The sequence below is a fragment of the Streptomyces sp. 130 genome (assembly GCF_007096885.1).
Classification (GTDB): domain Bacteria; phylum Actinomycetota; class Actinomycetes; order Streptomycetales; family Streptomycetaceae; genus Streptomyces.
Map to the genome: position 1 here is coordinate 314858 of NZ_VJNO01000001.1, position 21215 is coordinate 336072.

Annotated in this window: 22 protein-coding genes; 10 read left to right on the top strand and 12 right to left on the bottom strand. The window is 73.9% G+C overall.

The features are described 5' to 3' along the window. Positions 1-8: 8 nt before the first annotated feature. Positions 9-359 carry a MerR family transcriptional regulator gene (locus tag FKN01_RS01535; protein ID WP_143615835.1) on the bottom strand — a complete coding sequence of 117 codons (351 nt, stop codon included), beginning with the start codon at positions 357-359 and terminating at the stop codon, positions 9-11. 74 nt (positions 360-433) lie between these two features. Between FKN01_RS01535 and FKN01_RS01540 the strand changes: the two genes are divergently transcribed. The 4 genes from FKN01_RS01540 to FKN01_RS01555 all read left to right on the top strand — a co-directional run bounded on the left by FKN01_RS01540 (position 434) and on the right by FKN01_RS01555 (position 3115). Then, on the top strand, positions 434-784 hold the full coding sequence (locus FKN01_RS01540; protein ID WP_143615836.1) for a putative quinol monooxygenase: 351 nt from the start codon (positions 434-436) through the stop codon (positions 782-784). Then, positions 781-966, top strand: coding sequence for a hypothetical protein (locus tag FKN01_RS01545; RefSeq protein WP_143615837.1), 186 nt, complete (start codon positions 781-783; stop codon positions 964-966). Before FKN01_RS01540 ends, FKN01_RS01545 begins: the two co-directional genes overlap by 4 nt. Positions 967-1044: 78 nt before the next feature. Further along, entirely contained in the window at positions 1045-2265 is a 1221-nt protein-coding gene (locus FKN01_RS01550; RefSeq protein WP_143615988.1) for an MFS transporter, read from the top strand. A gap of 76 nt (positions 2266-2341) precedes the next feature. Then, positions 2342-3115 carry a class I SAM-dependent methyltransferase gene (locus tag FKN01_RS01555; protein WP_143615838.1) on the top strand — a complete coding sequence of 258 codons (774 nt, stop codon included), beginning with the start codon at positions 2342-2344 and terminating at the stop codon, positions 3113-3115. Between the two features lie 77 nt (positions 3116-3192). Here the strand turns inward: FKN01_RS01555 and FKN01_RS01560 are convergent, their stop codons facing one another. From FKN01_RS01560 to FKN01_RS01570, 3 genes are read right to left on the bottom strand one after another with little or no spacing between them, the layout of a single operon-like run. Then, positions 3193-4080, bottom strand: coding sequence for a hypothetical protein (locus tag FKN01_RS01560; protein ID WP_143615839.1), 888 nt, complete (start codon positions 4078-4080; stop codon positions 3193-3195). Continuing rightward, entirely contained in the window at positions 4077-4415 is a 339-nt protein-coding gene (locus FKN01_RS01565; RefSeq protein WP_143615840.1) for a PadR family transcriptional regulator, read from the bottom strand. Before FKN01_RS01565 ends, FKN01_RS01560 begins: the two co-directional genes overlap by 4 nt. A gap of 24 nt (positions 4416-4439) precedes the next feature. Then, positions 4440-5729 (bottom strand): MFS transporter, encoded by a 1290-nt coding sequence (locus FKN01_RS01570; protein WP_143615841.1) that lies wholly within the window; start codon positions 5727-5729, stop codon positions 4440-4442. Between the two features lie 564 nt (positions 5730-6293). Here FKN01_RS01570 and FKN01_RS01580 point away from each other — a divergent pair. The 3 genes from FKN01_RS01580 to FKN01_RS01590 all read left to right on the top strand — a co-directional run bounded on the left by FKN01_RS01580 (position 6294) and on the right by FKN01_RS01590 (position 7634). Further along, positions 6294-6848: a hypothetical protein gene (locus FKN01_RS01580; RefSeq protein WP_398930603.1), complete on the top strand. Its 555-nt coding sequence runs from the start codon at positions 6294-6296 to the stop codon at positions 6846-6848. Positions 6849-6911: 63 nt separating this feature from the next. Then, positions 6912-7352 (top strand): hypothetical protein, encoded by a 441-nt coding sequence (locus FKN01_RS01585; protein WP_143615842.1) that lies wholly within the window; start codon positions 6912-6914, stop codon positions 7350-7352. A gap of 57 nt (positions 7353-7409) precedes the next feature. Then, entirely contained in the window at positions 7410-7634 is a 225-nt protein-coding gene (locus tag FKN01_RS01590) for a DUF2277 domain-containing protein (RefSeq protein WP_018103380.1), read from the top strand. On the opposite strand, the gene FKN01_RS01595 is transcribed toward FKN01_RS01590, so the two are convergent. From FKN01_RS01595 to FKN01_RS01615, 5 genes are all read right to left on the bottom strand, one after another. Next, complete coding sequence (locus tag FKN01_RS01595; protein WP_143615843.1) at positions 7621-8286, bottom strand: DedA family protein; 666 nt, start codon at positions 8284-8286, stop codon at positions 7621-7623. The genes FKN01_RS01590 and FKN01_RS01595 overlap by 14 nt on opposite strands. Positions 8287-8523: 237 nt before the next feature. Beyond that, a complete protein-coding gene (locus tag FKN01_RS01600; RefSeq protein ID WP_143615844.1) occupies positions 8524-8982 on the bottom strand; it encodes a DoxX family protein in 459 nt (152 codons plus the stop codon). A gap of 480 nt (positions 8983-9462) precedes the next feature. Then, positions 9463-10107: an HNH endonuclease family protein gene (locus FKN01_RS01605; protein ID WP_143615845.1), complete on the bottom strand. Its 645-nt coding sequence runs from the start codon at positions 10105-10107 to the stop codon at positions 9463-9465. Between the two features lie 545 nt (positions 10108-10652). Further along, positions 10653-11315, bottom strand: a complete 663-nt coding sequence (locus FKN01_RS01610) for an HAD-IA family hydrolase (protein ID WP_143615846.1) — start codon at positions 11313-11315, stop codon at positions 10653-10655. A 163-nt stretch (positions 11316-11478) separates the two neighbouring features. Next, entirely contained in the window at positions 11479-12513 is a 1035-nt protein-coding gene (locus FKN01_RS01615; RefSeq protein WP_143615847.1) for a peptidoglycan-binding protein, read from the bottom strand. 135 nt (positions 12514-12648) lie between these two features. Between FKN01_RS01615 and FKN01_RS01620 the strand changes: the two genes are divergently transcribed. Then, entirely contained in the window at positions 12649-14706 is a 2058-nt protein-coding gene (locus FKN01_RS01620; RefSeq protein WP_143615848.1) for an MDR family MFS transporter, read from the top strand. A 174-nt stretch (positions 14707-14880) separates the two neighbouring features. Here the strand turns inward: FKN01_RS01620 and FKN01_RS01625 are convergent, their stop codons facing one another. After that, the gene (locus FKN01_RS01625) at positions 14881-15423 is read right to left on the bottom strand and encodes a GNAT family N-acetyltransferase (protein ID WP_143615849.1); all 543 of its coding nucleotides are present in this window, start codon (positions 15421-15423) and stop codon (positions 14881-14883) included. 59 nt (positions 15424-15482) lie between these two features. Between FKN01_RS01625 and FKN01_RS01630 the strand changes: the two genes are divergently transcribed. After that, positions 15483-16580, top strand: coding sequence for a serpin family protein (locus tag FKN01_RS01630; RefSeq protein WP_143615850.1), 1098 nt, complete (start codon positions 15483-15485; stop codon positions 16578-16580). A gap of 200 nt (positions 16581-16780) precedes the next feature. On the opposite strand, the gene FKN01_RS01640 is transcribed toward FKN01_RS01630, so the two are convergent. Then, the gene (locus FKN01_RS01640) at positions 16781-17869 is read right to left on the bottom strand and encodes a DUF2330 domain-containing protein (RefSeq protein ID WP_143615989.1); all 1089 of its coding nucleotides are present in this window, start codon (positions 17867-17869) and stop codon (positions 16781-16783) included. Positions 17870-18222: 353 nt separating this feature from the next. Here FKN01_RS01640 and FKN01_RS01645 point away from each other — a divergent pair, with 353 nt between their 5' ends. Then, complete coding sequence (locus FKN01_RS01645; protein WP_143615851.1) at positions 18223-20247, top strand: bifunctional glycosyltransferase 87/phosphatase PAP2 family protein; 2025 nt, start codon at positions 18223-18225, stop codon at positions 20245-20247. Here the strand turns inward: FKN01_RS01645 and FKN01_RS01650 are convergent. Then, a complete protein-coding gene (locus FKN01_RS01650; RefSeq protein ID WP_260696735.1) occupies positions 20210-21190 on the bottom strand; it encodes an AEC family transporter in 981 nt (326 codons plus the stop codon). The two genes, FKN01_RS01645 and FKN01_RS01650, sit on opposite strands and share 38 nt — an antisense overlap. Between the last annotated feature and the right edge of the window lie 25 nt (positions 21191-21215).

Sequence of the window (21215 nt, forward strand, 5' to 3'; positions counted from 1 at the left end):
GCGGGCCGTCACGCCTCCTCGGCCCGGGCGGCCGTGACCAGGACGGCCAGGGACGAGCGGGTCTCCTGAAGTGCGGAGATCCGGTCGTCCAGGCCCCGGAGGTGCTGTTCCAGGGTGTCCAGCTTGCACAGGGCCACCGTGCCGTCCTGCCGTACGCACGGGAGCAGATCGCGGATCGTCCGGGTCGGCAGGCCCGCGTCCAGCAGCGCGCGGATGCGGCGGACCACGGCGGGGGCGTCGGCGTCGTAGCGGCGGTGACCGCCCGCGAGGCGGCGCGACGCGAGGAGGCCCTGATCCTCGTAATACCGCAGCAGCCGGACCGAGGTGCCGGTCTCCGCGGCCAGATCACCGATCCTCATGTGGCGTACCTCACACCCTCCGGGCCCCGTGAGCCCTTGAATCTCACATCGGTGTCAGATTCTAGCGTGGGGGCATGACGCAGCAGACCACCAACTCCCTTGCCCTCTACGGCTTCCTGCGACCGCGGCCGGGGCGCGCCGACGAGGTCCGGCGCACGCTGTCCGCCCTTGTCGAGCCCACCCGGAGCGAACCCGGCAACCTGGCCTACCACCTCCACGAGCAGGAGGACGGGCGGTTCTTCCTGTACGAGGTGTGGCGTTCGCGGGAAGACCTGGACCGGCACAATGCCCTGCCCGCGCTGCGCGCCTTCCTCGACAGCCTGCCGGCCTTCCTGGAGGGCCCGCCCGAGGTGTACTTCGACACCATGATCAGTCCGTACGCGGACTCCGCCGAGAGCGCTCCTCTCGGTACAGTCCCCGTGTGACCAGCGAGCCCGAACCGACGATTCCCGAGATCACCCGCACCGACTGCGCGCGGTGCGGCACCGAGGTGCACGGTCTGGCCGGGCGGTACGCCTGTGCGCTCTGCGGGTGGGTCAACCACTACTCGGAGGGGCACGAGGAACTGCCCGGCCTGGACGCGGACCCCGATCACGGGCGGCGCTAGGACGCGGCCGGAAAGCCGGGTGCCTTCCGGCCGTGCCGCTTCTACCCTGCCGGGATGGGTGACGGGCGTGCCGGACTGATGACCGTCGGCGACCAGGGCGCTTCGCCGCTGCGGTCGCCCGCCTTCCGGCGGTTCCTGCTCGCCCAGCTGGTCTCCGCGACCGGGACCGCGATGGCCCCCGTGGCGCTGGCGTTCGCCGTGATCGAGCAGGGCGGGGGAGCGCGGTCGCTCGGGATCGTGCTGGCGGCCAACACCGTGCCGGCGCTGGTCCTCCTGCTCGTCGGCGGGGTGCTGGCGGACCGGGTCTCGCGCAGCCGGATCCTCTTCCTCGGGAACCTCGGTGCGGGGGCCGCGCAGGCGGCCGTGGCCGTGCTCGTGGCGACCGGGACGGCGACCACCGCCGCGATGAGCGTGTGTGCGTGCGCCTCGGGGGCGGCTGCCGCCTTCACCACGCCGGCGGCCCGGGGAGTGGTGTCCCGGCTCGTCGCGCCGGGGCGGCTTCAGCCGGCCAACGCCCTGATCCGGGTGCCCAGGAACGCGGTCAAGGTCGCCGGTCCCGTCGTCGGCGGCTTCGTCGTCTCCCTGGCCGGACCGGCCTGGGCGCTCGGCTGGGACGCCGTGACCTTCGCCGTGGCCGCGCTGTTGCTGGCGGGGCTGCGGCTCGCGGGCGCCGGGCCCGCCGGGGGTCAGCGTGCGGGTCTGGTGGCGGAACTGCGCCACGGGTGGGCCGGGTTCAGGTCCCGGGTATGGCTGTGGAGCTACACCCTGTCCGGTACGGCGGTCGTGGCCGCCTGGCTGGCGGGGTACCAGCTGCTCGGGCCGCTCGTGGCCGAGCGCAGCTACGCCGGCGCCGGCTCCTGGGGGCTGATTCAGGGGGCGTTCGCGGCCGGGTTGCTGGCGGGGACGTTCGTCTGCCTGCTGTGGAGGCCGCGGCGGCTCATGCTGGTCGCCGTGGTGACGAGCTCCGGGCTCTTCCTGCCGCTGGCCGCGATGGGGCTCGGGCTGCCGCTGCTCTGGGTGCTGGGGGCGGCCGTCGTTGCCGGGGCGGGGATGGACGTGGCCGTCGTCGCCTGGTCCACCGCGATGCAACAGCAGATCCCGGACGCGGAGTTGGGGCGTCTCAACGCCTTCAGCTCCCTGGGGGAGCAGCTCGCCATCCCGCTCGGCTACCTCGTGGTCGCGGTCGCGTCCGCTTACTGGTCCGGCGGGCACATCCTCCTGGTGTGCTCCGCCGTCATTCTCGCCGCCGGGGTGGCCAACGCCTGTGTACGCGATGTGCGCCGGATCAGGCGGAGCTGAGGCGCTTCCGGGCGGGCACGGACAGCCCGAGGGGTCGTTGGTTTGTATATGTCGTTCACCGACCTATAGTTGCGTCATGGCATCCAAGAAGAACCTCGTCGCCAACCGCGAGTCCCTCGCCCACAAGGTCCGTTACGCCGCGAGCCGGCCGGACCGCATCGCGCCGTACCTGAAGCGGGCGGCCCGTGACCGGTGGCTGGCGTTCAAGCACCCCGACCACGTGAACTACTACCGGGCCGTGATGGCCTCGGACACCCGGCGCAACCCGGAGGCCGCCGTCGGCAGCCAGACGCACGAACGGTGGCTGGCCCTGGGGCAGATGCAGTTCGACTACCTCGTGGAACACGGGCTCGCCCCCGAAGCCCGGATGCTCGACATCGGGTGCGGGAACCTCCGGGCCGGCTGGCGGTTCATCGACCATCTGGAGCCCGGGCACTACTACGGCATCGACATCTCGCCCGACATCCTGATCGCCGCCAAGCAGACCCTGACCGCGCAGGGGCTCCAGGCCAAGGTGCCGCACCTGACCCTCACCAAGGACCTGACGCTGGACTTCCTGCCGGACGCGTACTTCGACGTGGTCCACGCCCACAGCGTCTTCTCGCACTCGCCGATCGAGATCATCGAGGAGTGCCTGGCCCATGTGGGGCGCGTCCTGGCGCCCGGCGGGCACTTCGACTTCACCTTCGACCGGACCACCGGCGTCGAACACCAGGTACTGCGCGAGGACTTCTACTACCGGACCGAGACCCTGACCGCCCTCGCCGCCAAGCACGGGCTGCGGGCGCGGTTCATGGAGGACTGGGAGAAGCTGGGCCACGGCCAGTCGAAGATCCGCGTGACCGCGTGACCGCGTGACCGCGTGACCGCGTGACCGCGTGACCGCGTGACCGCGTGACCGCGTGACCGCGTGACGCCCCCGCGTCCTCAGCCCGTGCTCGCCCCGCCCCGCAGCCGCCACAGCCGCAGCGTCACCCCCGCCGCAGCGACGACCGCCAGGGCCGGGACCACGGTGCCCCGGTCCACCACCCCCGCGCAGTACCCCATCGCCACGAACGGCGCTCCGGCCAGCGCGAAGCGGCCGGGGGTGTGCAGCCGGGACAGCGCCGGGCGGCCCGCGAGGAGCAGGGCGGCGGCCGTCGGGAGGCCCAACCGCCAGGCGACGGCCGCCAGATGGCCGCCGGTATCCGTCAGGGCCAGCGCCGCCACCGCGAGCCCCGTCCACAGCACCAGCGCGACACGCGCCGTGGCGTCCAGGGCGCGGCCGGGCGGGCGCAGGTCCGGCGGGCAGGCCAGCGGCAGGGCGGCCACCGCGACCGGGGCCAGGAGATACGGGACGGCGGCGGGCGGGGGCGGCGCCCCGGCCGTCAGGGGGACCGCGACGAGCGCGAGCTCCTGGGCCAGCGTGGCGGCGAACGCGCACCACGCGCCCGCCGCGAAACGCCCGCCCAGCGCCAGGACCGCTCCCGCCAGCGTCACCAGTTCGCAGCCGGTCATGACGTAGCTGAGCGGGACCAGGAAGTCCGGGTTTCCGCTCAGCCGCCAGTCCGCGAGCATCGAGACCAGACCGAAGGCGGCGTACGCGGCCGTCGCGGCCAGCGCGAAGGGCGCGGCGGCGGCGAACAGGCGCCCGGCGCGCTGCGCGGACCCCAGCCGCATCCGCATCCGCAGCGCGTGCGCCACGAGATCGGCCGCCTCCCGGAACCGGGCGGTCCGGCCCGCGCCCTCGGTGGCCTCGCGGTACGCCTCCGCGATGTCGTCCCCGAAGGTCCGGCGGTAACGGGCCGGGTAGAGCCGCAGCAGCGGAGTGCTCACGTGGTGGCCGGCTTTCCGGCGGCACCCAGGCGCCGGGTGGCCTCGCGTGCGGTGGCGGCGATCCGGCGGGCCTCGGCGGCCAGGGTCTCCCGGCCGGTGGCGGTGAGCGTGTAGGTGCGGCGGAGCCGGCTGTCCACGACCTCCTCCGCGTGCACCTCGATCAGGCCCTCGTTCAGCAGGCGCTCCAGCGCCCCGTACAGCGTGCCGGTGCGCATCTTCACCCGGCCGCCGGAGATCGTCTCGACCTCGCGCGCGATGGCGTAACCGTGCCGGGGCTCGTCCGCCAGGGCGGTCAGGAGGAGGAGGGTCGGTTCCTGCATCGCGCGTTCGCTCATGCCCGTATCGTACGCCAGCATGGGTCACTCACCGGCATATGACGGGCCGCCCTGGGCTGCGACGGGGAGGGCCTTCCCCAGCCGGGCCAAGGGGGAGAGCGCCATGAACAGCGGGGAGAGGGCGAGCCCGACCGCCGTGACGAGGAGGCTCGGGCGCAGGCCCCACGTACTCGCCAGGAAGCCGCCGAGCAGGGAGCCGAAGGGGGTGAGGCCCATCCCCGCGAAGTTGATCGTCGCCACCACCCGGGCCTGGATGCGGACCGGGGTGACCGCCTGCCGTACGGACATCACCGTGACGTTGACCAGCTGACCGAACGTACCGAAGACGAGGTTGACGGCCATCAGGGCGGGCAGGACGAGGGGCCCGGAGCCGTGCAGCGCCGGGACGCCGAGCATCACGCCGTCCGCCAGAACCGCCGACCCCACCAGCACCACGCCGTACCCCAGCCGCTCCGGCAGCCTCGCCGCGAGCAGTGACCCCAGCACGGCCCCCGGGCCCGTGGCCGCGAGCGCCAGGCCCACCTCGGCGCCCGACAGGCCCAGTTCGCGCGGCAGGAACAGCAGATAGACGGTCATCAGCGCGGCCAGCGAGAACTGGAACAGGGCCGACGCCAGCCCCACCGCACGCAGCGCCGGGTGCCGGGCCACGAAGCGGAGTCCTTCGTGGATGCGCCGCAGGACCGGCGCGGGGGCCCCGGCGGGCACGGGCACGCGTTCCGGGCGGCGGATGCGGCCGATCGACACGGCCGACAGCACGAAGAAGCACGCACCGGTGACGACCGCGAGCAGCGGCGAGAACACCGACATCAGCGCCCCGCCGAGCGCCGGGCCGCCGATCCGCGCCGCCGACCTGCTGCCCTCCAGCGCGCTGTTTCCCCGCATCAGCAGCTCGCGGTCCACCAGCCGTACCAGCGACGCCTGGTAGGCCACGTCGAAGAACACGCTGCCCATCCCGAGCAGGGCGGCCACCACGAGCAGGACCGGCAGCCCGAGCACGCCGAGGAGATATGCCAGCGGAACCGCCGCCAGGGCCAGCGCCCGGCCGAAGTCCGCCGCCACCATGACCGTACGGGTGCGGCGGCGGTCCGCCCACGCGCCCGCGAACAGCGAGAGCAGCAGGATCGGCGCCTGTTCCACCGCGCGCAGCAGGCCGAGCGCACCCGCGTCGGCGTGCAGCGAGACGACGGCGACGAGCGGCAGGACGACCAGGAGCGCCTGCTCGCCGAACTGGGACGCGGTCTGCCCGGCCCACAGGCGCAGGAAGTCGGAGTCCCGCCGGAGTACGGGGGAGGGGGTACGGGAAACGGGATGCACGGTGGCCCCTTGAACAGCGGACGGCAAGGCTCCGCCACCACCCGACGTGGAGGTGTGCGTCGGTGGGCAGGCGGGAAGGGCTCGCTGTGCCGCGCTCGAAGGCAGCACGCGATGACGGGTCGTTCCAGAAGACGTCAGCGCGTGCGCGGGCTACCGGGCAACTTTCCCTCCTCGGGCCGTCGGACGAGAGGAGGTTAGCCGCCCGGCGGGACGGGGAACAGCGGATTTCCGGCGCCGCCGTCCGGCGCCTCTTCGCGGGCCGGCTGCCGGAAGCACTGCCGCAGCCAGGCGTGCGCCGGGTCCGCGTCGTGGCGCGGGTGCCAGACCGTGCCGATGGCGAGCCGAGCGGCGGCAGCGGGAAGGGAATCTCGGAGGTCCGCAGCCCCGGGGGGTCCGTCAGCGGGCGCGTGCGGAGGGGCGTGAGGCCGACCGGATCGCTGTCGAGCAGGACGAACAGCAACGACGGCGGGGTGCCCGCGCGGGCCACGACCCGCCTGCTCAGTCCGAGTCCCGCGAGCGCGGTGTCCACCGGACCCTGTGCCCGGCCGCGCCGGGGTGGCGATCGTGCCGCTGACCGTCGGGATGGCCGGCATGCCGGAGTTCGGGACGCGCCGGCAGGACCGGTACGGCATCCGGCCGGTGGCGGGCGGCGGACTCGCGGTCATCGGCCTGGGCCTGCTCCTCGTCTCGACCGCCGACGGCGGCACGCCGTACGCCCTGTACGCCGGCCACCTCCTCGTCATCTCCGCCGGTACGGGGCCCTGCCCGCCCGCGCTGACCGCGGCCGTCGTCGTCGGGCCGCCCGCGCACCGCGGCGGGCTCGGCTCCGGGCTCAACACGGCGGCGCGCGAGACCGGGGCGGCGCTGGGGGCCGCCGTCGTCGGCACCGTGCCGGCGTCCGGGGCCGGCACGGGCCGCACCGGGGCCGGCCACGCCGCCGCCTTCGCCGCGGCGATGTCCGACGGGCTGCGGGTCGTGGCGGTGGTGCTCCTCGTCGCCACGGTGTGCGTCGTCCTCGGCACGTCCGGCCGGCCGCGCGGCGGCGGGGGCCGGGGACGCGGCGGGGGCCGGGGACGCGGCGGGGGCCGGGGCGTCACCCGTACGGGTGTTTCCACGTAGCCGTACCGGGAAAGGCGGCGCAAGGTCGGTCTGACCTGTACGTCCCACCGCTCTGGAGTCCTCATGGCACAGACCGCGCCCCCGCCGGGCACCCCCTCCTCGCCCGCCACCCCGCGCACGGGGGACGAGAACCCCTGGGCGTCCGGCGGGATCATGTTCGCCGGTGTGCTGCTGCTGGTGGACGGGGTGCTCGACGCGATCAAGGGCATCGCCGGTATCGCGTCGGACGACGTGTACGCGCGGATCAACGACTACGTCTTCAAGTTCAACGTGACGGCCTGGGGCTGGATCCACCTCATCCTCGGCATCCTCATCGCCGTCGTCGGCTGGGGCATCCTCAGGGGCTTCGCCTGGGCGCGCGGGGCCGGCGTGGGGCTCGCGGCGCTCAATATGATCGCCAACTTCATGTGGCTGCCCTACCAGCCCGTCTGGGCCGTGGTCTCGCTCGCCATCGACACCTTCGTCATCTGGGCCCTGTGCACGGCCCGCAAGCCGGTCATCTGAGCGGCCCCCGCCGGCCGGGTGTGTGCCGTTGTCAGTGGCGAGGGTCACACTGGAGGCATGTGCCGCAGTATCAAGACGCTCCGACCGCCCGCCCTGCCCGAAGAGGCCACCGAGGACGACATCCGCGCCGCCGCTCTGCAGTTCGTCCGCAAGGTTTCCGGCTTCCGCGCCCCGGCCGCGCACAACAGGGAAGTCTTCGACCGTGCCGTGGACGAGATCGCCGAGGCGACCGCCCGGCTGCTCGACGGCCTGGAGATACGGGGTGGCGTCAGGACGCCATAGGGGGCGCGGCGGCTGCGGCTGCGGCGGCGGCCGGGCGCCGCATGAGCAGCGCGGCGAAGGAGCCCGCGAGGAACAGGGCGAGGACCGAGACGGCCGTGCCCAGCCAGCTCGCGCCCAGCCACTGCGCGCCGAAGTAGCCGAGCCCCACGCTGTAGCCGGCCCAGGCCACGCCCGCGACGGCCGACCAGGGCAGGAATTCCTTCGCCTTGCGGTGCGCGGCGCCCGCCCCCAGCGAGACGACCGAGCGCCCGGCCGGGGCGAAGCGCGCGATCACGACGAGGATGCCGCCGCCCCGGCTCAGGGCGGCGCCGAGGCGCTCCTGCGCGGAGGTCAGGCGGCGGGAGCGGGCGATCGCGCGGTCCAGCCGCTCGCCGCCGTGCCGGGCCAGCCGGTACGCGGCGAAGTCGCCGAGCACCGAGGCGGTGGCGGCGCACAGGACGAGGGCCAGCAGGGAGGGGACCTCGGTCACGTGACGGGCGGCGCCCGCCGCGTCGGCGGCGACACCGGTGGTGCCGGCCGCGGCGGCCGTGGCGGCGGTGATCACCAGCACGCCGCTGGGCAGTACGGGGAGGAAGACGTCCAGCAGCACGGAGAGGGCGACCGCGACGTAGATCCATGGGCTGCCGGTCAGCGCACCCACACTCTCGAGCACCTTCTACTCCCCGATCGGTTACAACGCCGCGACGTCGCAGGGGAGCGGCAGGAGCGGCAGGGTCGGCTATACAGCGTACGCCCGCCGTTCACCCGGTGATCCATATATATGCGTGATGTTGGGCACCCCGGTCGAGGCCGGCTCGACCGCGTACCGCCGGGGAGCGGTTTTCCCGGCGGTACGCGGGGGGGGTGCGGGGCCCGGTCGGTCGGCGGGCCCGGGGGAGCGGGGAGAGGGTCAGACGGCGACCGGGGAGCTCTGTTCGGGGGTGTGGTCCCGGTCCTGGCGGTCCGGGGTGCGGGCGGTGAGGAGGTTGTCCAGGGCGAAGGCGCCGGGGCCGGTGAAGACGAGGAGCAGGAAGACCCAGCAGTAGACGGCCGACGGTTCGCCGCCGTTCTGGATGGGGAAGAGGGCGTTGGACTGGTGGACCGTGAAGTAGGCGTAGGCCATGGAGCCGGACGAGATCAGGGCGGCGAGGCGGGTGCCGAGGCCCAGGGCCACGAGGGTGCCGCCGACGAGCTGGATCACCGCCGCGTACCAGCCCGGCCAGGTGCCGGCGGCTATGGAGCCGCCGCCGTGGGCGCCGCCGAGGACGCCGAAGACCGAGGCCGCGCCGTGGCAGGCGAAGAGGCCGCCGACGACGATGCGGAAGAGCGCGAGGACATAGGGCTGTGCCCGGTGGAGGTGTGGGGTCATGGGGGGATGGCTCCTTCGGTCTGGTGGGGACGTGAACCGACTGGGCGCAAAAGATTAGGTAGACCTCACCAATACTTGCAAGTTCAACGTTCTGTCGACTGGCTGGAATTCGACGGGCTGTTGTGAGCCGTCCGGTGTGCCAATACCGCCCCGAACTGGGCAGTAACGTCCGGCTACTTGGCCTGAACCAATGGCGGCGCAGCTTTCCGGCCATGGGCGTCCGGTTGCGCCGGTTGACGCTCCCACCACGGCACCCCCGGTTTCCACTGGAGTCCCACGGGAGTTCCGGGGAGTTCCGGGCCCCTCGCGCCCCGTTGACGCTCTGTCGGCCCGCGGGTCGGCCGCGCGGCTCCGGGGCGGCTTGTCATGGACAGCCGTAGTAGGCCGAAAACACGTCGGCGGCCCCGCCGGCCGGCCCGTCGTACGGGCAACAGCCGGTGGGGCCACCGGGGTTGGGAACGCGGTCGGCCGTTCCCGGGTTCAGCAGCCGCTGAGGGCGGACTGCAGGGCCGACTTCTCGGCCGAGTCCACGGACAGCTTGTAGTAGTGCTTCACGTGGACCCAGGCGCGCACATAGGTGCACTTGTACGCGGCGCGGGGCGGCAGCCAGGACGCCGGGTCCTGGTCGCCCTTGGACTGGTTGACGTTGTCCGTGACCGCGATCAGCTGCGGGCGGGTCAAGTCGTTGGCGTACGCCTGCCGTTGGGCGGTGGTCCAGCTGGACGCGCCCGAGCGCCACGCCTCGGCGAGCGGCACCATGTGGTCGATGTCCAGGTCGGACGCGGCGGTCCAGGTGGCGCCGTCGTACGGCGAGTACCAACTGCCGCCGGTGGCCGCGCAGCTGGAGTCCTGGGTGACGTTCGTGCCGTCCCGCTTCAGGACGACCTCGCGGGTGTTGCAGGCTCCCGACTGGGTGATCCAGTGCGGGAACTTGTCCCGGCTGTACCCGCTGGAGGAGCCCTCCGCCCGCACGGTCAGCTCGCTCAGATAGGTGCGGGCGGTGGAGGCGGAGACCGGGGTGGGCATGGCGGCCTGGGCGCTCGGCGCGGTGAGCAGGCCGGTGGTGGCGGCGAGTGCGGCGGATGCGGCGAGGACGGCTATGCGACGCGCGTAGACACCTGACATGCGAACTCCCTTGATGTGGGGGGATATGGGCGGGCTGTCATGAACGGCCCGGCCATGGTGGCGGCGCCGGGTTTCCGTGGGGTGGGCGCCAGGTAACAGGGTGGCGACATGGGCACGTCACATCAAGGGATCTGACGAAGGGGTTCGTGGTGCGGGGGGCGTACGGGCCCGTGCGCGCGGGCGCGGTGAGCCGGTCCGGCGCGGCGCCGGGGCCCGTGACCTGCGCGGAGCGCACGCGAACGGCCCCCGCCCGGGATGGGCGAGGGCCGTACGGAGGTTCGTGGCGCTGGTGTCTGACGTGGGGTCAGCGGACCGGTCGGTGGGGGCTGGCGTGCCCCCGGCGTGCGCAGTCGGCAGGGCGTGGGGCGCCTCCGTCGGGGGCCGGCGCGCCTCGTTGGGGGCTGGCGCGCCTCGCTGGGGGGCTGCCGTGCCTTGTCGGAGGCTACCGTGCCTCGCTGGGGGGCTGCCGTGCCTCGTCGGAGGTTGCCGTGCCTCGTCGCGGGCGGGCGTGCCCCTCCGGGAGGCTGGCGTGCCTCGTCGGGAGGCTAGCGCGCCTCGATGTGCAGCGTGATCGTGCCGTCCGTCGCCGCCTCGACGCGCAACTGCGTCAGGTCGGCCACATGGGCGTCCGGCGAGTGGGCCCCCGCGCGCGGGCCGACGCCCACCACGCGCATGCCGGCCGCCCGGCCCGCCGCGATGCCCGCCTCGGAGTCCTCGAAGACCACGCAGTCCGCCGGGGCGAAGCCCAGCGCCGCCGCGCCCTTGAGGAAGCCCTCCGGGTCCGGCTTGCTGGCGCCGACGCTCTCGGCGGTGACGCGCAGGCCCGGCATCCGCAGTCCGGCGGCGCCCATCCGGGCCGTCGCCAGCGCCAGGTCGGCCGAGGTGACCAGGGCGTGCGGCAGGGCGGCGATGGCGTCCATGAACGCGGGGGCGCCGCCGATCGCGACGACCCCGTCGGTGTCGGCGGTCTCCTCGGCGAGCATCACCTTGTTGTCCGCGTAATTCTGCTCCATCGGGCGCTCCGGGAGCAGGACCGCCATCGTGGCGTAGCCCTGCCTGCCGTGGACCACCTTCAGCGCCTCTTCCGGGTCCAGGCCGTTGCGCAGCGCCCAGCGCCGCCAGCAGCGCTCCACGACGGCGTCGGAGTTCACCAGGGTGCCGTCCATGTCGAGCAGGAGTGCGCGGGCGGTGAGGGCGGTGGCCGGCATGGGCGGGCTCCAGAGCGGGGGGAAGCGAACGCCGCGGGGGAGGCGGCGCGGGAGATCAAGCGGCCCCCGCCCGCCGGTCAGGGTGTGCGCGCGGGGACCACTTTGTTCCATCACGATACAAAAACGGGCTCGCGAATGCGAATCCCCTCCGGGGAGGGGCCCGTCAGCGGCGCCCGCGCCCCGTCGTGACCGCCTCCAGGCGGCTCCGGGTGTTCGGACCGTAGACGCCCTCCGGGTCGCCCTTGATGCTCCACCAGGTCTGGAGGTCGCTCACGGCCTTCTCCGTGCGGTCCCCGTAGGCCGAGTCGACCGGGCCGTTGTACACCCAGACCTCCCGGAGCCGGTTCTGGAGCTCCGCGACCTCCGCGCCCCGGTCGCCCCGCCGCAGGGTCCCGGCGTCGTCCTGCGATTCGGGGGGCGGGGCCACGCCCTCGGCCGGGCCGCTGCTGCTCGCGGTCGCCGACGGGGACGCCGTGCCGCCCGCGCCGGGGGGCGACGAGGACGCGGTGGCGGAGCGGGAGGGTGAGGCGGAGGCGGTGGGGGAGGCGGACGGCGACGCGGAGGCCGACGCGGACGAGGTGGGGGAGGCGGAACGGCTGGATGAGGCGGAGGCGGAGGGCGAGGCGGAGGGCGCGGTCTCGTCGCTCTCCTCGGGGAGGCTGGTCACCGTGGACGGCAGGGCCTGGTCCAGGTCGGCCTCCCCGCCGCCGTCCCCGTTGAACAGCCCGCCGACGAAGGCCGCCGTGCCGACCACGGCGACCACGGCCGCCCCCGCGACCACCGCGGCGAACGGCTTGCGGCGGCGCGGGGCCACCGGGTCCGGGCCGGTGAGGAGGAGGGCGGTGCCGGGCTCCTCCGCCTGGGGTGCGGCGCCGGCCGGGTCCAGGAACAGCGGCATCGTGGTCGCGGCGTCGCCCTCGGGGCCGTAGCCCTGGGGTGCGCCCCGCAGGGGTGCCGTGGCGGCGTCACCGCCCAGGGTCACGTACGGGCGGATGCGCAGCGGGTCGAAGTCCTCCGCCGCGGCCATCTCCGCGGACCGGCCGGCGTGGTGCTCGTCGGCGACACGCTGCTGTGCGGCGGCCCGCTCCGCATCGGTGACGTAACCCGGCGTACCGGTGTCCCGGCCCGCGCAGGCGCAGCCCGGACCGGCGCCGGGTCTGCTCTCCGTACCGCACTCCGGGCATATATGTCCGGCCATCGTGGGTCCCCTCCCCTTGAACTGCCTGCGATTATGCAGCCCGCCGCCGAGAAGCCCAATCGGATGGACCCTCGGCAGGCCATAACGGGACAGACCGGACAGGATGGTGGTGTAGCGGATCCGAGGAGATGTCTCATGGCCCAGCTGAGCCCGACGGCCCAAGCCCCCGGCGAGGACCGCTCCACACGGTCGGTGCTGGTGGCGATCGGCGCACTGCTGCTCGGCATGCTGCTCGCGGCACTCGACCAGACCATCGTCTCCACCGCGCTCCCCACCATCGTCAGCGACCTCGGCGGACTCGAACACCTGTCGTGGGTGGTCACCGCCTATCTGCTGGCCTCGACCGCCGCGACGCCGCTCTGGGGGAAGCTGGGCGACCAGTACGGGCGCAAGAAGCTGTTCCAGACCGCGATCGTCATCTTCCTGATCGGCTCCGCGCTCTGCGGCCTCGCCCAGAACATGCCCCAGCTGATCGCCTTCCGCGCCCTCCAGGGCCTCGGCGGCGGCGGACTCATGGTGCTGTCGATGGCGATCGTCGGTGACATCGTCCCGCCCCGCGAACGCGGCAAGTACCAGGGACTGTTCGGTGCGGTGTTCGGCGCGACGAGCGTCCTCGGGCCGCTGCTCGGCGGCTTCTTCACCCAGCACCTCAGCTGGCGCTGGGTCTTCTACATCAACCTCCCCATCGGCGTCGTCGCGCTCGTCGTGATCGCCGCCGTGCTGCACATCCCGGTCCGCCGGACGAAGCACACCATCGACTACCTCGGCACCTTCCTCATCGCCTCGGTCGCCACCTGCCTCGTCCTCGTCGCCTCCCTCGGCGGCACCACCTGGCCCTGGGGATCGGGGAAGATCATCGGCCTCGCGGTGCTCGCCGTGGTGCTCCTGGTCGCGTTCGTGCTCGTGGAGCGGCGCGCCACCGAGCCGGTGCTGCCGCTGAAGCTGTTCCGGATCAGGACCTTCAGCCTCGTCGCCGTGATCAGCTTCGTCGTGGGCTTCGCGATGTTCGGCGCGATGACCTATCTGCCGACCTTCCTCCAGGTCGTGCACGGCATCACGCCGACGATGTCCGGTGTCCACATGCTGCCCATGGTCTTCGGGCTCCTCATCACCTCCACGGTCTCCGGCCAGATCGTCAGCCGTACGGGGCGCTGGAAGGTGTTCCCGATCGCCGGCACCGGCATCACCGCGATCGGGCTGCTGCTCCTGCACCGGCTGACGGTGTCCAGCGGCACCTGGGAGATGAGCGTCTACTTCTTCGTGTTCGGCGCGGGGCTCGGCCTGGTGATGCAGGTCCTCGTGCTGGTCGTGCAGAACGCCGTCTCGTACCGGGACCTCGGCGTGGCGACCTCCGGGGCGACGTTCTTCCGGTCCATCGGCGCCTCGTTCGGCGTGGCGATCTTCGGCACCATCTTCACCAACCGGCTCACCGACAAACTCGGTGACGCGCTCGCCGGCCGGCGGCTGCCGCCCGGCGTCGACGCGAAGAGCCTGGCCGCGGACCCGCGCGCCATCGGGCGGCTGCCGGACGCGCTGCGGGGGCCGGTGCTCCAGGCGTACTCGACGTCGATCACCGATGTGTTCCTGTACGCGGCGCCCGTCGTCCTGGTCGCCTTCCTCTTCGCCTGGCTGCTCAAGGAGGACAAGCTGCGCGGATCGGTGACCGCGCCGGATTCGAGCGAGACCCTGGCGTCTAACCCGGTCGAGCGCTCCTCGTACGACGAGTGCGCCCGGGCCCTGTCGGTGCTGGCCACCCGGGAGGGCCGTCGCGAGGTCTACGTCAGGATCACCGAGAAGGCGGGCTTCGACCTGCTGCCCGCCGCGAGCTGGATGCTGCTGCGGATCAAGCGCCACGGCACGGTGGAGCCCGCCCGGCTCGCCGAGGTGGCCCCCGTGCCGCTGCGGGTGATCAACGACGCGGCCCGCCAGCTGGAGGGCCGCGGCCTCGTCCGGCGCGTCGGGGTGCAGATGGTGCTCACCGAGCCGGGAGCGGAGGCGGTGGTGAAGCTCGCCCAGGCCCGCGAGGACTCGCTCGCCGAGCTGCTGGGCGACTGGTGGGGGCCCGACCGGCCGACGGACCTGGTCGCGCTGGTCTCCGAGCTGACGCGGGAGACCAGCGGGTCGAGCAAGGAGCGCCCGCACAGCCCCGAACCCAAGCGCGACCACGCGGCGGGGCATCCGCACCGGGACTAGGTGTATGGACGGGACTAGGTGTATCGACTCGCAGCGCGGCGTCTGGGGTCTGCGCCCGGCGTGCGCCCGGATCGCCCTCGCACTGGACGTACTCGGGCGATGCGGGCGCGCGGCGGGGGTGCGTGCCGGGCGTCGCGGGCCCACGACGATCCGCCGGACGGGCCCTGGCGTGCGTCAGGCGTCGGTGGGTCCGGGAAGTTCCGCCGGACGGGGCGGTGTAGCCGGCCGGCGCCCGGCGCCCTCCAGTTCCTTCGCGAACCAGTGCTCCGCGTACGGTCCCCGGTTGAACGCCGGGACCTCCCGGTAGCCGTGTTTCGCGTACAGGCCGCGGGCCTCCACCAGGTCGTGCCGGGTGTCCAGCCGGAGCAGGGCCGCCCCCAGCGCCCGGGCCCGCCCCTCCACCGCCGCGAGCAGCAGCCCGCCGCCGCCCGTGCCCCGGAACTCCGGGCGGACGTAGACCCGGGTGAGCTCCGCCGTGTCCGGGGCCACGAGGACCAGGCCCGCGCAGGCCGCGGCCCGCCCGCCGCGGCGGCCGACGACGAAGTCACCGGTCGGGGCGGCCAGCAGCGCGGCGCCGTCGTCGGTGAGCCCCGCGTCGATCTCCTCGGCCGTCGCCGGACGGCCCCAGTAGCGGCCGGCGACCTCGGCGTAGTAGTCCCGCCGGAGCAGGGCCGCGTCCGGGGAGCCGACGGGTTCGGGTGCCATGGTCCAGGTCATTGGGCCATTCTTGCTATCGCACATGTGTATGAGCCAGGCGATTTCGAGGGGGCGGCGCGGTGGCGGGGCAGAACGGGGCCGGAGCGGTCCGGCGGCTCGGCGAGCGGTGGATCGGGGAGCTGGCCGGGCCGGGCGGTGACTTCGTCTGCTCGCCCGCCGGGCTGTGGCTGGCCCTGACCGCCCTCGCGGCGGGGGCGCGCGGGGAGACCGCCGAGGAGCTGCGGGCGGTGCTCGGGGTGGCCGGGGACGATGCGGCCGGCGCGGCGACGGCCACGGCACGCGCGCTGGCGGCCACCGAAGGGCTGGCCGTGGCGACCCGGGTCTGGACGCGCACGAAGGTGCACCGGAGGCTCCGGAAGGCGCTGCCGGACATCGGCTTCGGGCCCATGGACCCGGACAAGGCCGACGCCTGGGTCCGGGAGGCGACCGGCGGGCTCATCGAGCGGCTGCCGGTGACCGTGGACGCCCAGACGATGCTGGTGCTCGTCAACGCGCTCGCGCTCAGGACGGACTGGGCGATCCCCTTCGCCCGGGAGGCCACCCGGGACCGGCCGTTCACCGACGCGGCCGGCGTCACCCACCAGGTGCCGACGATGTCCGGGAAGCCCCTGCCGCTGGACGTCTGGATGACCGGCGGCGCGTTCGTCCTGAATCTGCGCTGCTCCGGGCGGCGGGGCGGGCCGCCGCCGGTCAAGGCGCGCCTCGTGCTGGGGCGGCCGGGCGAGGGCGCGGCCGAGGTGCTGCCGGCGGCCTGGGCGCCCAAGGAGGCGCGGACCGACCTGAACGCGCACATCGTGACCATCGCGGTCCCGCGCTTCACCCTGCGTACGCACATCCGGGCGGCCGACCACCTGCCGGCGCTCGGGATTCGCCTCGCGACGACCCCCGCCGCCGACTTCTCCGGGCTTTCGGCCACCCCGCTCATGCTCTCCGAGGCGGTCCAGGAGGCCGTGCTGCAGGTGACCGAGGAGGGTCTGTCCGCAGCCGCCGCGACGGCGCAGCCCGCATCGGAGGGGGCGGAGCCGGGCCCGCCCCCGCGCCGCCTGCACCTCGCCTTCGACCGGCCCTTCGGCATCGTCGTCCTGGACCCCGGCGAGGAGGTCCCGCTCTTCGCCGGCTGGCAGGCCGGGGCCCCCTCGGACCCCGAGGCCGGCTAGGGCCTGTCCGGCGGATCTTCGCGGGCCCGCGACGCCTGGCACGCACTCTCGCCGCACGCCCGAATCACCCGAGTACGTCCAGTACGAGGGCGATCCGGGCGCACGCCGAGAAGTGGGGTCTCCCCTGTTCGAGCGGAGCCGAGAACTTGGGGACGCACCAGACGCCGCGGGCTGATCCACGAAGATCCGCCGGACAGGCCCTAGCGCAGCGGCGGCGGCGTGAAGACCGGTGGCGGGGGCGTCACGGGGCGCCGCCGCCGGGCGCGTACGACCAGCAGCAGGGCCGAGGCCACCGCGACCGCGCCGCCGAGCAGCGTCAGCAGCCAGGCCGGCAGTCCGGCCCAGGTCAGCAGCGTGTCCCGGTACACCACGGTCCGGTACGGGGTGTCCTCGGCGGTCGCCCGCAGTTCGTGGTCGCCGTCGATCCGCTCGGGCGAGGGGAAGTACTGGTCGATCGCCGTCAGGAAGACCGGCTTGTCCCCGGTGACCGCCGCCAGCGCCTCGTACGGCTCGTTCGCGGGGTCCACCCGGCCCGCGAACGAGACCTTCGGGGGCCGCCCGCCGATCGCGCCGCGCGGTTCCATGCGGTGGCCGGCCAGGACGTAGAGGTCCAGGGACTGCGGGGTGGCGGCCAGCTTGGACAGGCGCATCGGATACACCAGCCGGTCGCTGGCGAACCGCAGCCGCAGCGGGTCGAGCGTCCCGCTCAGCGTGGACCCCCGCTGCTCCGGCGCGAGGCGCACCGCCACGTACTCCCACTTCTGCTCGACGTACGGGCGCAGGGCCGTGGCGAGGCGGTCCGGCAGCTCGAAGCCGTTCTCCTTCAGCCAGCTCTCCAGCGCCTCCGGGTCGGTCGCCGCCAGCCGGGCCACGTCGAACGGGCCGAGCCGCTCCCGGCCGACCACGTCGACCGGGGCGCCCGCCTTCGGGCCGGCGGCACTGTCCCCGGCGGAGTTCCCCGAACCGCCGAGCGGCCAGTCCTCGTCGCGCGGCCAGAAGTAGTGCCGCTCCTCGGTGACCGGCGCGGTGATGGCGCGCAGCTCGTCGAACAGCTCCGCGTCACCGAGCTCGACCGTGGCGCGGTGCGGCACCGGCATGATCCAGGCGGCGTCCGGCGCGTTCCCCCGGACGCTCAGCTGCATCACGATCTGCTCGGTGCGGCCGTCCCAGCCGACCGCCGACGTCTCCCGGTCGACCGCCACCTGGCTGTTCCGGTTCACCACCATCGCCCCGCAGCCGCAGGCGTACGCCGGTGCGATCAGCGACCCCGCCTGGAGCGAGACCAGCATCAGGAGCAGGGCGAGCGCCCGGGCCGGCCAGCCCCCCGTCCTTCCGTTTCTCCCCGCGCGCCGCATCTTCCGTCCTCCCCGTCGTTGCTGATCACGGGCTCAGACGTGCGCGGACCCCCGCCGGTTCCGGGCCCGCCGCGCACCTGGAGGGCGGACTTTCGGCCGAAGCCGGGTGACAGTCAGGCGTAAAGGGGGTTGATTGGGTCTACCCAAGAGCACAATGCGAAGGTTTCACACATGCCGGACAACCGGCCGGCGACAGACCTTGGGAGGGTCGGCGCAGCGTGGCGAACGCGGAGCACAGTGGCAGTACGAGCGCGACGGCGGGAGCGAGGACCGGAACGGTACGGGCGGTGCTCTGGCTGCTCGTGGCCGCGCTGGCCGTCCGGCAGGTGGCGGTGGTGCTGCGGCAGCCGCCGGGCGAACGGCTCACCGATCTGGAGACCTGGATCGGTGAGAACGGGGTGCTCCATGTGACCGGTTCGCTGTACGACACCGACCGGTTCACCGGCACCCCGTTCTCCGGGCTCGTTCTCAAGCCACTGACCCGCACCGCCGAACAGAGCCTCGGGGTCGCCTGGACCTTCGGCTCGCTGCTGCTCGTCGTCGCCCTCGGTCTGGTCGCCGCCCGCGCCCTGCCGGGGCCCGTCGGCCGGCGCACCGCACTGCTCGCCGCGCCCGTCGCGATCAGCCTGCTGATGGTGTCACTGCCGGTGCGCAACGCCTTCCACCTCGGCCAGGTCAGCATCCTGCCCGTCCTCCTGGTCCTCGTCGGCCTCTTCGCCGTCCGGGGGGAACGCCGGGCCGGGGCGCTCATCGGGGTCGCCGCCGCCCTCCAGCCGGCCGTGCTGCTCTTCGCCCTCCTGCTGTGGCTCACCGGAAGACGCCGCTGCGCGCTCACCGCCGCCGGCGCCTTCGCCGCGTGCACGGCCCTGGCGTGGGCCGCGATGCCGCACGACTCGTGGACGTACTGGGTGCACCACGTCGCCGGGGCGGGCCTCGGCGACCAGGCGGACAGCCTCGCCAACCAGTCCCTGCACGGCGCGCTGCTGCGCCTGGGTCTCGCCGGGCCGCTGGAGATCGCGCTGTTCCTGGCGCTGGCCGCCGCCGTCTGCGTCCTCGGCCTGCGCCGCGCCGTGCGGTACGCCCGCGACGGGCAGCTGCTGCTCGCGGTGGCCGTGACCGGCTGCGTGGCCGTCGCCGTGTCCCCCACCGCCTGGCAGCACCAGCTGCTCTGGGTGCTGCTCGCCGTGGTCGGCCGGGCGGGCCGCAGCGCCTCCGACCGGCTGGTGTGGCCGGCCGTCGTGGTCCTGGTGACGACCCTGCCGGGCACGATGCTGCTGCCGAACGTCGGGGCGGTGTTCCCGGTACGCGACAACGTGCTGCTGATCGCCGCGCTCGGGGCCGCCTGCGTGACGCCCTTCCTGCCGCGCACCTCCCCGTACTGGCACAAGCCCGTGCCCACCGCGTACGCGAAGCCGGTCCCGGCCCGCTGGAGCCGGGTGCCGCTGCTGCCGGTCTGGCGGCGGGTCCTCAGCCGGCCCAACCTGCTCCTGGAACTCCTCCTGATCCGCGTCGTCTACTCCGCGTACGGGCACGTCAGGCTGGCCGCCACGGCCGGGCGGGACACCGCCGAGCGGCACGGCCACCAGATCCACTCGCTCGAACAGTGGCTGCACATCGACGTCGAGCACCGGATCAACCACGCGGTCGCGGGCGTCGGCCGGCTGCGGGACTTCTTCGACTACTACTACTCGACGTTCCACTTCCTCGTCCCGCTGGCGATCCTCGCCGTGCTGTACGTGCGCCGCCCCGCCGACTACCGCTGGGCCCGGTCCACCCTCGGCTTCGCCACGCTCCTCGCGCTCGTCGGCTTCTGGCTCTACCCGCTGGCTCCGCCGAGGCTCATGCCCGGGCTCGGCTTCATCGACACGGTGCACGGGGTGCAGGACTTCTCGCAGCCCGACTACGGGGCGCTGACGGCGGTCACCAACCAGTACGCGGCGATGCCCTCGCTGCACTTCGGCTGGTCCCTGTGGTGCGGGGTCGTCATCGTGATGCTCGCCCCGAAGGTGTGGATGAAGGCGCTCGGGGCGCTGCACCCGCTCTTCACGGTCTTCGCGATCGTCGCGACCGCCAATCACTGGGTGCTCGACGCGGTGGGCGGGGCGGTCGTCGTCGCGCTCGGATTCCTCCTCGTGCACGTCCTCGCGGGGCCGCGCCGGCTGCGGGCGGAACAAGGGGGCGCGGGGACGGAACAGCGTCCCCGCACCCCTTCACCGGGTGGATCGTCGCCCCTCCAGCATCCGTCCGGCGCCCCGGCCGCGCCACCCGAACGGCTCACGGCCCCAGCGCCCACGCGGCCACCGACAGCGTGACCATCGACACCAGCGTGGAGGCCACGATCGCGTCGCGGGCGAGCCCGGTGCCGAGGCCGTACTCGCGGGCGTAGACGAAGGAGTTCTGCGCGGTGGGCAGCGCCGCGCACAGCACGACCGCGAGCAGCTGGTGGTCCGGGAGGCGCAGCAGCGGGCCCGCGACGAGCAGGGCGGCCAGCGGCTGGCCCAGCGTCTTCACGGCCACCACCGTCGCGGTCTCCGCCCGCTCCCGGCGCGCCCGGCCCCCGCCGCCCGGCCCCCGGTGCAGCGACAGGCCCAGCGTGATCAGGGCCGTCGGCACCGCCGCCGCGCCCAGCACGTCGCACGGGTGCGTCACGGCGGCGGGCAGCCGCAGCCCGGTCGCGGAGACGGCCACACCGAGCAGTGAGGCCAGGATGATCGGATTGCGCAGGGGCATGGTGAGCAGCCGGCGCACCCCGCCGCCGGGGCGCCGCCCGTCCGCCCCGCGCGTCCCGGAGTCCAGCAGCGTCAGGATCACCGGCGAGAGCACCAGCACCTGGAAGAGGATGACCTGCGCGACGAACGTGGCATCGCCCAGCACCTGCGCCGCCACCGGGATGCCGAGGTTCGCGGAGTTCACATGGCCCGCGGACATGGCGCCGATCGCCGCGTCGGCCCGCCCCCGTCCGAAGACCCGCCGGACCAGGACGAAACCGGCCCCCGCCGCCACCGCCGTGCTCGCCGCGAACGCCGCCATCGACGGATGGGCGAACACGTCCGGACTCGCCCCCGACACCATCGTGAACAGCGCGGCGGGCATGGCCACATGGAAGACGAACCGGCCGAGCACGGCCTCCGCCTGCGCCCCGAGCAGCCCGCCGCGCCCGACCGCGTAACCGATGCCGGTCAGGACCCAGATGGGGGCGAACGCGGAGAGCAGGGCGTGCATGACCGCCATGATCCCCGTACGCCTGTTCGGCACGGTGGCCGGTCCCCGACAGGCCGAA